The sequence below is a fragment of the Flavobacterium fragile genome, from assembly GCF_023634865.1.
Taxonomy (GTDB): domain Bacteria; phylum Bacteroidota; class Bacteroidia; order Flavobacteriales; family Flavobacteriaceae; genus Flavobacterium; species Flavobacterium fragile.
Genome location: NZ_JAMLJN010000005.1, coordinates 98,892 through 110,551, shown reverse-complemented (window position 1 = coordinate 110,551; position 11,660 = coordinate 98,892). Strand labels below are relative to the sequence as shown.

At 33.0% G+C, this 11,660-nt stretch carries 11 protein-coding genes; 4 read left to right on the top strand and 7 right to left on the bottom strand.

Going from position 1 to position 11,660, the window contains the following annotated elements:
* Window positions 1–42: 42 nt before the first annotated feature.
* The gene (locus NAT47_RS07605; RefSeq protein WP_250581799.1) at window positions 43–453 is read right to left on the bottom strand and encodes a DUF4293 domain-containing protein; all 411 of its coding nucleotides are present in this window, start codon (window positions 451–453) and stop codon (window positions 43–45) included.
* A gap of 186 nt (window positions 454–639) precedes the next feature.
* Between NAT47_RS07605 and rho the strand changes: the two genes are divergently transcribed.
* Entirely contained in the window at window positions 640–2,385 is a 1,746-nt protein-coding gene (gene rho / locus NAT47_RS07600) for a transcription termination factor Rho (RefSeq protein ID WP_250581798.1), read from the top strand.
* A gap of 103 nt (window positions 2,386–2,488) precedes the next feature.
* Here the strand turns inward: rho and NAT47_RS07595 are convergent, their stop codons facing one another.
* The 6 genes from NAT47_RS07595 to NAT47_RS07570 all read right to left on the bottom strand — a co-directional run bounded on the left by NAT47_RS07595 (window position 2,489) and on the right by NAT47_RS07570 (window position 6,724).
* Entirely contained in the window at window positions 2,489–3,184 is a 696-nt protein-coding gene (locus tag NAT47_RS07595; RefSeq protein ID WP_250581797.1) for a hypothetical protein, read from the bottom strand.
* Window positions 3,185–3,207: 23 nt separating this feature from the next.
* Complete coding sequence (locus tag NAT47_RS07590) at window positions 3,208–3,600, bottom strand: DUF1801 domain-containing protein (protein ID WP_250581796.1); 393 nt, start codon at window positions 3,598–3,600, stop codon at window positions 3,208–3,210.
* An 86-nt stretch (window positions 3,601–3,686) separates the two neighbouring features.
* The gene (gene tpiA / locus NAT47_RS07585) at window positions 3,687–4,436 is read right to left on the bottom strand and encodes a triose-phosphate isomerase (RefSeq protein WP_250581795.1); all 750 of its coding nucleotides are present in this window, start codon (window positions 4,434–4,436) and stop codon (window positions 3,687–3,689) included.
* Between the two features lie 110 nt (window positions 4,437–4,546).
* Window positions 4,547–5,047 carry a TlpA family protein disulfide reductase gene (locus NAT47_RS07580; protein ID WP_250581794.1) on the bottom strand — a complete coding sequence of 167 codons (501 nt, stop codon included), beginning with the start codon at window positions 5,045–5,047 and terminating at the stop codon, window positions 4,547–4,549.
* 3 nt (window positions 5,048–5,050) lie between these two features.
* Window positions 5,051–6,124, bottom strand: a complete 1,074-nt coding sequence (locus NAT47_RS07575; RefSeq protein WP_250581793.1) for a MauE/DoxX family redox-associated membrane protein — start codon at window positions 6,122–6,124, stop codon at window positions 5,051–5,053.
* Between the two features lie 60 nt (window positions 6,125–6,184).
* On the bottom strand, window positions 6,185–6,724 hold the full coding sequence (locus NAT47_RS07570; RefSeq protein WP_250581792.1) for a DUF1599 domain-containing protein: 540 nt from the start codon (window positions 6,722–6,724) through the stop codon (window positions 6,185–6,187).
* 89 nt (window positions 6,725–6,813) lie between these two features.
* On the opposite strand from NAT47_RS07570, the gene folP reads away from it, so the two are divergent.
* From folP to katG, 3 genes are all read left to right on the top strand, one after another.
* A complete protein-coding gene (gene folP, locus NAT47_RS07565) occupies window positions 6,814–7,635 on the top strand; it encodes a dihydropteroate synthase (RefSeq protein ID WP_250581791.1) in 822 nt (273 codons plus the stop codon).
* A gap of 2 nt (window positions 7,636–7,637) precedes the next feature.
* Window positions 7,638–8,354, top strand: coding sequence for a hypothetical protein (locus NAT47_RS07560; RefSeq protein ID WP_250581790.1), 717 nt, complete (start codon window positions 7,638–7,640; stop codon window positions 8,352–8,354).
* A 284-nt stretch (window positions 8,355–8,638) separates the two neighbouring features.
* Window positions 8,639–10,969: a catalase/peroxidase HPI gene (gene katG, locus NAT47_RS07555; protein WP_317236587.1), complete on the top strand. Its 2,331-nt coding sequence runs from the start codon at window positions 8,639–8,641 to the stop codon at window positions 10,967–10,969.
* Window positions 10,970–11,660: the final 691 nt, after the last annotated feature.

Below are 11,660 nucleotides of genomic sequence, written 5' to 3'. Positions count from 1 at the left end.
CGAATCGGATTTTTCTCGCACTAATAAACTAAGATGATAGGTTTATCGTAATCGATCGACAGATTTTACGAGATCTTCATCCTTTTTTATTGCCTTGTTTGCCAAGACTAATAAAACGATAGAAATTGCAGGAAGAAACATCCCAATACCCTTCTCAGAAACCATAGTTTCTCCGGATAAGTTTAGTGAACGATACACAAAAAATCCTAGTAAAATAAAGTTAAATATCATGTTCAATCTGTTTAAAACAAATTGATTTTGTCTCTTTTTAAAATTTAAAATACTATAAACTGCTAATAAAGCAGAAACTACAAATAAAACAATGTACAACAAAGAAGAGGTAAAAAACACTTCCTTTTTGTCAAAAGTAGTCCATAATGAAAAGGCAAAAGGCAAAGCTCCCATCACAATTGCGCTGATTGCCATATAAACCGTTTGAATTCTTTGTATCATTATTTAGTGTAATTTGTTCAGCAAAAATAGTATTTCTTTTTAATTAAAACTATTGTCATATTCAAATTTATTCGTAATATTGCAATGTATAAGTCGTAAGTACTTCATTCTTCGACACCTTACGTCTCAAATAAATCTATCATTTTTTTATTTTTATTCTATCAACAATTTATTCAACTTATATCCATGTTTGATATTGAAGTATTAAAGGAGATGAAACTCTCTGATTTACAAGAAATTGCTAAAGTTGCAAAAATCAATAAATACCGTTCGCTCAAAAAAGATGATTTGGTATATATGATACTCGATTTGCAAGCAGCACAGCCCGAGGTTATTAAATCAGATTTGACTCCTGAACAACCTACAGAAAAACCTAAAGAAAAAAGAGCAAGAATTGCTTCTAAAGAAACTACTAAAGCACCAATACTCAAAAAAGAGGTGGCTGCAAAATCTCTTGAAAAAGAAGTAGTTAAACAATCTGAAGAAAAAATTGCAGAAGCGGTTTCTGAATTAGTGCAAAAGCCAACACCGAAACAACCCAAAAAAGATTTCAAGACAAAAAAAACGTCAACAGAATCAACAAAAGAAGTTAAACCTTCACCAGAGATAGCAACTACAGAAAAAGTTGTTACCGAAACTTCTCCAAATGAAAAAACGCAGCCTAAAAATCCTAATCATAAGGCTAATCAAAATAACCCCAACCATCCTGATTACAAAAAAAGTAATCCTTCTGAAGGAAACACTGGGAACACACCAACTACCAACAAAAATCCACATCAAAATAAAAAGCCAAATTTCAGAGAACCTGATTATGAGTTCGATGGTATAATCGAAAGTGAAGGCGTTTTAGAAATGATGCCTGATGGTTATGGTTTTTTACGTTCGTCAGATTATAACTATTTAGCTTCTCCAGATGATATTTATTTGTCAACGTCCCAAATTCGTTTGTTCGGATTAAAAACAGGAGATACGGTTAAAGGGGTAGTGCGTCCTCCTAAAGAGGGAGAAAAGTATTTTCCATTAGTAAAGGTATTAAAAATTAACGGTCACGATCCACAAGTCGTGCGTGATAGAATCTCATTCGAACATTTAACTCCCGTTTTCCCAACAGAAAAATTCAATTTAGCAGAACGTAATAGTACAGTTTCAACGCGTATTATCGATTTGTTTTCGCCAATTGGAAAAGGACAACGTGGAATGATTGTAGCCCAACCAAAAACGGGTAAAACCATGTTGTTAAAAGATGTTGCGAATGCTATTGCGGCCAATCATCCCGAAGTTTATTTGATTGTTTTATTGATTGATGAACGTCCAGAAGAGGTGACCGATATGCAACGTAGCGTTCGCGGAGAAGTTATTGCTTCTACTTTCGACAGAGAGCCACAAGAACACGTTAAGATTGCTAACATTGTTTTAGAAAAAGCAAAGCGTTTAGTAGAATGTGGTCACGATGTAGTGATTTTATTGGACTCGATTACTCGTTTAGCAAGAGCTTATAATACGGTGCAACCTGCATCAGGAAAAGTATTGAGTGGTGGTGTGGATGCGAATGCGTTACAAAAACCAAAACGTTTCTTTGGAGCGGCTCGTAATGTAGAAAACGGTGGTTCGTTAAGTATCATCGCAACGGCATTAACAGAAACCGGTTCTAAAATGGACGAAGTAATCTTCGAAGAATTCAAAGGAACTGGAAACATGGAATTACAGTTGGACAGAAGAATTGCCAACAAACGTATTTTCCCTGCAATCGACTTGGTTTCTTCAAGTACCCGTCGTGATGATTTGTTATTAGACGAAAACACCATTCAAAGAATGTGGATTATGCGCAAATATTTAGCCGATATGAACCCAGTAGAAGCAATGGATTTCATCCACGACCGTTTCAAGAAAACCAGAAACAACGAAGAATTCTTAATTTCAATGAATGAATAAAATTAGAAACTCCGATGAAAATCGGAGTTTTTTTTATGGGTTAATTTTGATAATATTTTTTGCTATTGAAAGCTTTACAAACTTGAAAATAAGGTTAAGTAAATTATTCTCTTTCTTGTAAAGGATTATAATTAATAAATCTTTTCATATCTTCGGAATAGTCTTTTACTTTATATAATTCTTTCCATTTTCCATTTTTTTCTAATACTTCAGAAGTTATTAATCTATCTCTTTGTTCTACTCTTGCAAATTCTTTTAAACTATCGTTTTCTATTTTTAAAAAGCAAGTTGTGTTTCCTCCAGTTAAAATAAATGAATCTAGACAATCAAGGTTTTTATTGTACATTAAGTTTGGATAATTTTCTGAATTTTTTATCCATTTTAGTTTTTCATTTGAATATAACACTAAAGTTTGAACAACATTTCCTCCACGAGCAGCAGTTCCTGATACGAAGAGTAAATCTTTTAAATTATCATTATTAAAATCACTTATTTCGCAGTTTAATTTGTTTATAAAATCACCATCTACTTTAAGGCTATCATTTAGAACCCAAAGACTGTTGTCTTTTTTATATAAGAACAATTTAATAAATGTGTTTTGATTTGTAACAATTTTATAGATGTCTATTTTATTTTTTGTTTTGGCTCCAAAGTTGGTAGAATCAGAATAAAATTCAATAGTATCACAAATTGCGATATTTTCAACTTCATTTGAATGTTTTTTAAAGTTGTTTTCTTCATTTGATTTATTACAACAAATTAGTAAAACTGATAAAAAAGTTATCAATATTATTTTCATTTTTTTTAACCTTTAAATATAATTTACTTCAACCTTTCCAAAACGCCTTTTCGTTTTACAATATTCTTGTAATCCCACTGAATTTCTTTTGCTTTTTGAACCCAAATTTCTAAATCAGGAATATTAATTTCATTAACGGAATTATAAAAAATAGAAGCATCTTGAAACTTGCCACCTAAAACATTCAGTTTGTCTTCCTCAAACGATTTTCCGCTCCAAAATAGTAATCGGATGCCTTTCTTTTGTTTACTATATCCCACAATCGGATTGCCGTCTAAAAACCAAACGGGATGTGCATGCCAAATTTTATTTTCAGCTTCAGGTAGATAGAAGTTGATTTGTTCTGCTAATGCATTGCAAATCAATTGGTCTTCTGTTGATTGAGAGTTGTTGTAAGCTTGTACATCTAAATTCATAAGAATTTTGTTTCAATCAAATGTAATAAAAAACTCCGATGAAAATCGGAGTTTTTATATTTTTCTAAAATCTGTGTTCCTAAAAGTTAAAAACCATTAACAATAGCTAAAAAGTCATTTGCTTTTAACGCAGCACCACCAATTAATCCACCATCAACATCAGGTTTTGAAAAGATTTCTTTGGCGTTATCTGGTTTTACACTTCCTCCGTATAAAATGGTTAAATTGTCCGCGATATCAAAGCCATAAACTTTTTCTACCAACCTTCTAATGAATTTATGCATTTCTTGTGCTTGTTCTGGAGATGCGGTTTCGCCAGTTCCAATTGCCCATACCGGTTCGTAAGCCAAAACAATATTCGCCCAATCTTTCTTTTCTAAATGAAACAATCCATCGCGAAGTTGGTATTCCACAATATTGAAATGATTGTTTTGTTGACGGTCTTTCAATTCTTCCCCAAAGCAGAAAATCACGCGCATTTCATGTTTTAGTGCAGTGTTTACTTTACTCGCTAATAAAGCATCCGTTTCATGAAAATACGCACGTCTTTCGCTATGACCTAAGATGACAGTGTTTACTCCAATATCAGTTAACATAGAAGCTGCAATTTCTCCTGTAAAAGCGCCACCTTCTGCTTGGTGCATGTTTTGAGCGGCTACTGTAATTCCATTTCCATTTGTAATCTCAACAGCTTTTGATAGGTTCACAAATGTGGGTGCTACAATAATTTCAGTAGAAGTATTTGGTTTTTTCGCTATAATTTCTTCTAATAATGCAACCGTTTCTTTTTGCGTTTTGTGCATTTTCCAGTTTCCGGCAACGATATTTTTTCTCATTTAATTTTCATTTTTATTAATTCCAAAAGTACTAATTTGTTTGTTTAATTAGTACTTTTTGATCACCTCATTTCAATAAACTTACGCAAAGGTTTGCGAAGATTCGACTTTTATTTAACCTTGTTTAATACCTCTTTTATTTTGTCAAAGTCTTTTTCTATGGCTCTGTATAAAACAATTTTACCGGTTTTATCTACAATTAAATATCTTGGAATCCAATCTACATCTAATGATTTTCCAAATGGACCTTTCATGTTATCACCAATGAAATAATTCTCACCTTCTACTTCATGTTTTTCGATTCCTTGAATCCATTTTTCAAATGTTTTGTCAAAGGATAAGTTTACAAAAACAACGTCTTTACCATAAATTTGGTTTAATTTTTTAACTTCTGGCATTGCTTTAATACAATCGGAACACCATGAAGCCCAAAGTTCTATAAATATCGTCTTTCCTTCATGTTTTTTTACTACTTCTTGGAAAGTAATTGGCTGATCATTTGTTGTTTTTAAAGTATAATTAAGACTTTCATTTTTAAATGCAGTTTCTTCTTTTTGAGCACATCCTAAAGTGCTGATTAGCATAGTAGCTAAAACGAATATTTTTTTCATAGCTTATTTTTTTAATTCCGAATACGGTTTTTTAATTAATTTTTTGAATTCAGCTCCGTTGAATTTATTTTCATTGATGCCGTCGTAGTATTTGAATTCGTTTCCATTCCATAAATATTTTACTCCAGGTGTATCTCTTCCTGAACCTAATTCAGTCCAAAACGGAATCACATCAATCATTTTGTATGGGAATTTCGTTCCTGCGAATTCAAAGAAAGTTGGAATTTTCTCTGGTTCTTCATTCATGAAAATCACGTAAACAGGAGGAAAGTTTTTGTCTTTTTTGCGCATTTCGTTCAATTCTTTTGCCGTATCCATACAATGGTCGCAACCCGGAACAAAATAGCACAGAATCTTTTTATCGGTATCAATACCTGGAAAATATTTCTCGTAACCCGATTTTACTTTTTTAGGAGCATCTTCGGCTTTCTTTTCTTCGGCTTTTTTAATAGTATCTTTAATGATTTCACCTTTTGGCTCTTCAACATTTAATAAAGCACTAGAATCTGCAATAACTCCTAAATTTTCTAGAATTTCAGAAGTTGGTTCTTCCATAACTTCTGCAACTGGTCGAATAGGAGCCACCATAAAAAGGCCTAAAATACAACCTAAAGCAACCGATTTCAATAACCAAAAATTCGATTTTCCATCAGCAGGTAGTATTTTGAATAACCAAATTAGCAATCCAATAGCAATGATATTTTTGATAATGGCTTCTACTGGTGTCATTGGAATTAATTCTCCAAAACAACCACAATTTCCTGCATTTCCACTTACAAAAGAGGTGTAACTTAAGTGAATTACAAAAACCGCTAACAATAAAATCGTAGCTGGAATCGTGATTTTTTTTAAGTAATCTTTTAATAAAATTGCAATTCCAAGTGCGAATTCAATTCCGATTAAAATTCGAGAGAAATAAGGAGCAAAACCCTCTGAAAATCCTAATGGATACAATTGTTTTACTTCAAAAGTGGAAATTGCAAAATAAGGCGATGGATATAATTTGGCTACAGCCGAAACAATAAATAAGGCAGAAATAATTAGGCGTAAAATCCAACTTAAGTTTTCTTTTTTCATGCTTTTTTTGATTTTTGATAAAAATACAATTTACAAAAAAGGTAATGTGTTAACGACTTGTTATTTATTTTCCATTAAAATCAAGGCGAAAACCGAATAGTTAATCATATCTTGATAGTTAGCATCAATTCCTTCCGAAACTAAAGTTTTTCCTTTGTTGTCTTCAATTTGCTTCACGCGCAATAACTTTTGAATGATTAAATCGGTTAACGAACTGATTCGCATATCACGCCAAGCTTCGCCATAATCATGGTTTTTGTTTTCCATCAAGGCTTTCGTTTCTGCAATTTTCTCATCATATAGTCTAATTGCTTCATTAGCTGACATGTCAGGTTGACTCGCAACTCCTTTTTCCATTTGAATCAAAGCCATCGCACAATAATTGATAATTCCGATGAATTCTGAAGTTTCACCTTCGTCCACTTTTCGCACTTCGTTTTCTTGTAAACTGCGAATTCTTTGGGCTTTAATGAAAATTTGGTCAGTTAAAGAAGGCAAACGTAAAACACGCCATGCGGTTCCGTAATCATGTGCTTTTTTTGAAAATAAATCGCGACAAACCGCTATAACTTTATCATATTGTTGAGAAGTATTCGACATTATTTGCTGTATATTTGTGTGAGAATTTTCAAAAGTAATGAATTAAGTCAAAAAGGAAAAGTCAAAAGTGAAAAGAAATCAAAATTAAGATGAATATCAATTGCAACGGAAATTTAATCGATTTATCAACTCCAAAAGTTATGGGGATTTTGAATGTGACGCCCAATTCGTTTTACGATGGCGGCAAGCACAAAGAAATCAATTCGATTATTCATCAGGTAGATAAAATGTTGTCCGAAGGAGCTGATTTTGTTGATATTGGAGCGTATTCGAGTAAGCCAAGTGCCGAATTTGTCTCGGAAGAAGAAGAAATCAAACGTCTGGTGCCGATTGTAAAATCATTAGTTGAAACGTTTCCCAATATTATTTTATCAGTAGATACATTTCGAGCTAATGTTGCGAAAGCTTCAGTGGAAAATGGAGTTGCGATGGTAAATGACATTGCCGCAGGTTTGTTAGATGATAAAATGTTGGAAACCGTTGCTCAATTGAAAGTGCCGTACATTATGATGCACATGCGTGGCAATCCACAAACGATGCAAAGTTTGACAGATTATAACGACATTGTAAAAGAAATGATTTTCTATTTTTCGGAGCGCATTCAGAAGGCGAGAAGCTTTGGAATTTCGGATATTGTAATTGATCCTGGATTTGGTTTTGCCAAAACATTAGAGCAGAATTATGAAGTGTTGCATAAAATGGAGTTGTTTTCAATATTAGAATTACCAATATTAGTCGGAGTTTCGCGAAAATCAATGATTTATAAAGTATTGGAAAGTTCGCCACAAGAAGCTTTAAATGGAACTTCGGTTTTGAATACGATTGCGTTGCAAAAAGGAGCAAAAATTCTCCGAGTGCATGATGTAAAAGAAGCAGTGGAATGTGTTAAACTAGTCAATAAATTAAGTTAAGAATGAAAAGAATTGTAGTAGTAATTACTTTATTGTCTTTGTTTTCTTGTAGCGATAAAGAAGTATTGTTACCTCAAGAAGAGGTTTCGGTTATGAGAGAGATAGTGGATCATTCTCCTATTTATATGTTTTTTAAAACAGAATCGAATCAGTATAACAAGAAAAAAACAGATACTATTATTGAAGTAAATCGAAAAAATTCCATTTCTTCAACTAATTGGGTGTTTAATATTGATAAACGCTTGCCCTTAAAGTTAGTGATTCCGGAACTTATAGTATTACAAAATAAAAAGAAGAAAAGTTCTCATGCTAAAGAAGGAACGATGAATGTTTTTACGTATTCTGATAGTGTTTCTAAGAACTTGGCTTTTTTACCTTTTACAGATGTAAAATTCGAATACAGAAATCAATTACAAGATACTTTATCCTCAGAAATTGTTGAAAAAACGAATCATTCACAAAAGTTAAACATTTATTTTAAGAAAGATAATTCAATTGTTGTGGATGGAAATGAGGTTTCTCGTAACGAATTCATCGATTTTGTCAAGAAGCAAACGACAACTACAGTAGGTCCTGGAAAAGCAATTGTAGTATGTTTACATTTTGATGATCGTTTAACTTACAAACAATACCTTCATAATAAAATTTTAGTTTGGAGAATCAATAGCGATAAAGTGCAATTGTCGTCAACGGAATTGATACTTAAACATCGCAAATAGATTTAGTAGACACTATCTAATAGTTTTAATATTACAAAGAGTACTCGAAAATATTTATTATTTCGGGTACTCTTTTTTTTAAAAAAACGTTATTCAATTTGCTGATAAATAACAATAATTGGACTTTAGGTATGATTTTCAATAGTTATTTCTTATCTTTATAAGGTATTAAGAATAGAAAATACTTATGATTGGATAAGAAATAACATTCTGTCTCCATAAAATACTAATGATTTTAATTCGAAATTTGAAATCATAAAACATAAAATAAATAATCGTTAAATATGAAAAAAGTTTTATTAACAACCAGTTTATTTCTTGGCCTAGTTGCTATGGCACAAGAGACGGCTACTTGTCCTGTAACAGGAAGAACAATGACCATTTCTAAAGAAAATGCTCAAGGTGGACCTCATGGTGGTGATTATCACAACATGAGTGGCAATAACAAGTCAGTTACTGCCCCAGCGTCATCAGGAAGTACCAATGTTGACAAAAACAAACAATGGTGGCCAAATCAATTGAATTTAAACGTATTGCGTCAGAATTCAGAAAAGTCTGATCCTATGGGGCCTAAATTTGATTATGCGAAAGAATTTCAATCGCTAGATTATGAGGCGCTTAAGAAGGATTTACGTGAATTAATGACACAATCACAAGATTGGTGGCCTGCAGATTTTGGACACTATGGTGGTTTATTTATTCGTATGGCTTGGCACAGTGCAGGAACTTACAGAACAGGTGATGGTAGAGGAGGAACTCGCGCAGGGCAACAACGTTTTGCACCACAAAACAGTTGGCCAGACAATGGTAACTTAGACAAAGCACGTCGTTTACTATGGCCTATCAAACAAAAATATGGTAACAAGATTTCTTGGGCCGATTTAATGATTTTAACAGGAAACGTTGCTTTAGAATCTACTGGATTTAAAACCTTTGGTTTTGCAGGAGGTAGAGAAGATGTTTGGGAACCAGAATCTCATGTATATTGGGGACCAGAATCTAAATGGTTAGATGATAAACGTTACTCTGAAGGTAGAAAATTAGAGAATCCATTAGCAGCGGTTCAAATGGGATTAATTTATGTTAACCCTGAAGGTCCTAATGGAAATCCAGACCCAGTACTAGCAGCAAAAGACATTCGTGAAACTTTCGGAAGAATGGGAATGAATGATGAAGAAACTGTTGCTTTAATTGCTGGAGGTCATACTTTAGGAAAAACACATGGTGCAGGTGATGCTAAAAATGTAGGTCCAGAACCAGAAGCAGCTCCTATTGAAGAGCAAGGTCTAGGATGGAAAAGTACTTACAAATCAGGTAAAGGTACAGATGCAATTACATCAGGATTAGAAGTAACTTGGACATCAACACCAGCAAAATGGGGCCACGATTACTTAACCTTCTTATTTAAATACGATTGGGAATTAACTACAAGTCCTGCTGGAGCAAAACAATGGGTTGCTAAAACAGACGATAAGATTATCCCAGATGCATTTGATAAAAATAAAATGCACAAGCCTTACATGTTAACTACCGATTTATCGTTACGTTACGATCCTATTTACGAAAAAATATCAAGACGATTCTTAGATAATCCAGAAGCATTTAATGAAGCTTTTGCTCGTGCTTGGTTTAAATTAACTCACCGTGACATGGGACCGAAAACTACTTATTTAGGCCCAGAAGCCCCAAAAGAAGATTTAATTTGGCAAGATCCAATTCCGGCTGTAAATCACAAATTAGTGAATGATAAAGATATCAAATCTTTAAAAGCTCAAATTGTTGCTTCAGGATTAACGATTCAAGATATGGTAACGGTTGCTTGGGCTTCTGCTTCTACTTATAGAGGTTCAGACAGAAGAGGTGGAGCTAATGGTGCACGCATTCGTTTAGAGCCACAAAGAAGTTGGGAAGTAAACAATCCAGCACAACTAAACCGTGTATTATCGGCTTTAGAGAAAATTCAGGCTGATTTTAACGCGAAATCTAAAGACAAAAAAGTTTCAATTGCCGACTTAATTGTTTTAGCTGGAAATGTAGGAGTAGAGCAAGCTGCTAAGAATGCGGGTTACAATGTTCAAGTTCCATTTACTCCTGGTAGAATGGATGCTTCTCAAGATCAAACTGATGTAAAATCATTCGCAGTATTAGAACCACAAGCAGATGGTTTCCGTAATTACTTAAAAACAAAATATACTGTTTCTACAGAAGAATTATTAGTAGATAAAGCACAATTATTAACTTTAACTGCTCCTGAAATGACAGTTTTAGTAGGTGGTATGAGAGCTTTAAATGCAAATTATGATGGTTCTAAACACGGAATCTTCTCAGCTGATAAAAACAAATTAAACAACGATTTCTTTGTAAATTTATTAGCTATGGGAACTACTTGGAAAGCTACTTCAAATGACCAAGAACTTTTTGAAGGTCATGATATGAAAACGAATGCTGTAAAATGGACAGCTACTCGTGCCGATTTAATCTTTGGTTCTAATTCAGAATTAAGAGCTATTGCTGAAGTATATGCGCAAGAAGACAACAAACAAAAATTTGTAAATGACTTCGTGGCTGCTTGGACAAAAGTGATGAACTTAGACCGCTTTGATGTAAAAAAATAAACCCTTTTTTTCCAAATACTTAAGCCTGTAAATCTTGTGTTTACAGGCTTTTTTTATAAATAGTATAAGTCCATTCTAAGAACGTTATTGATAGTAACGTTTTTTATGGCATAAATTTTTACCAATGCAAAAAAAGCAATATCCAATATTTAAATTTAGCCTACCACATCTATTGGGATTGTATGGGATATGTATGGGATATGTATGGAGTAGCAGCTATTTAGCAAATGGCCAATATTTGTGTAAAATGACTTAATATGACAGGTTTTGATAGGTTTTGACCTCTTTTGATAGCTTATGATAGGTTTGTTCTAATTTTATAGGGGTTTTGTTCGTAGTTTGTTCGAACGTTGTTCGTATGCGCTTCGTAAAATGGGATGGTTCTTCGAACAACGTAGGAAGAAAGGCAAAAAGAAATACAACCAATGGGAAGAAATTCGTGCTATTTTAATAGTAAAAAGATAAGGAAGAATAATTTGTTTTGTAAGTAGTATATTTTCATTTGCTGTACAGTAATTGGTAAATTTCCCTAGGGGAATTGTACAAATGCCCTAGGGTAAATAATTAAATGCCCTAGGGTAAATAAAATTATACTACCTAAAAACAAAAAATAGTGTAATGTAAAATTTCTAAAAACTACTATTTATTTTAATTTACTAACTAAAAAAAGTGAACCATATTTGATATGTAC

Coding starts and splice junctions, on each gene's coding strand:
- NAT47_RS07605 (WP_250581799.1), bottom strand. CDS start 453: ATGATACAAAGAATTCAAACGGTTTATATGGCAATCAGCGCAATTGTG.
- rho (WP_250581798.1), top strand. CDS start 640: ATGTTTGATATTGAAGTATTAAAGGAGATGAAACTCTCTGATTTACAA.
- NAT47_RS07595 (WP_250581797.1), bottom strand. CDS start 3,184: ATGAAAATAATATTGATAACTTTTTTATCAGTTTTACTAATTTGTTGT.
- NAT47_RS07590 (WP_250581796.1), bottom strand. CDS start 3,600: ATGAATTTAGATGTACAAGCTTACAACAACTCTCAATCAACAGAAGAC.
- tpiA (WP_250581795.1), bottom strand. CDS start 4,436: ATGAGAAAAAATATCGTTGCCGGAAACTGGAAAATGCACAAAACGCAA.
- NAT47_RS07580 (WP_250581794.1), bottom strand. CDS start 5,047: ATGAAAAAAATATTCGTTTTAGCTACTATGCTAATCAGCACTTTAGGA.
- NAT47_RS07575 (WP_250581793.1), bottom strand. CDS start 6,124: ATGAAAAAAGAAAACTTAAGTTGGATTTTACGCCTAATTATTTCTGCC.
- NAT47_RS07570 (WP_250581792.1), bottom strand. CDS start 6,724: ATGTCGAATACTTCTCAACAATATGATAAAGTTATAGCGGTTTGTCGC.
- folP (WP_250581791.1), top strand. CDS start 6,814: ATGAATATCAATTGCAACGGAAATTTAATCGATTTATCAACTCCAAAA.
- NAT47_RS07560 (WP_250581790.1), top strand. CDS start 7,638: ATGAAAAGAATTGTAGTAGTAATTACTTTATTGTCTTTGTTTTCTTGT.
- katG (WP_317236587.1), top strand. CDS start 8,639: ATGAAAAAAGTTTTATTAACAACCAGTTTATTTCTTGGCCTAGTTGCT.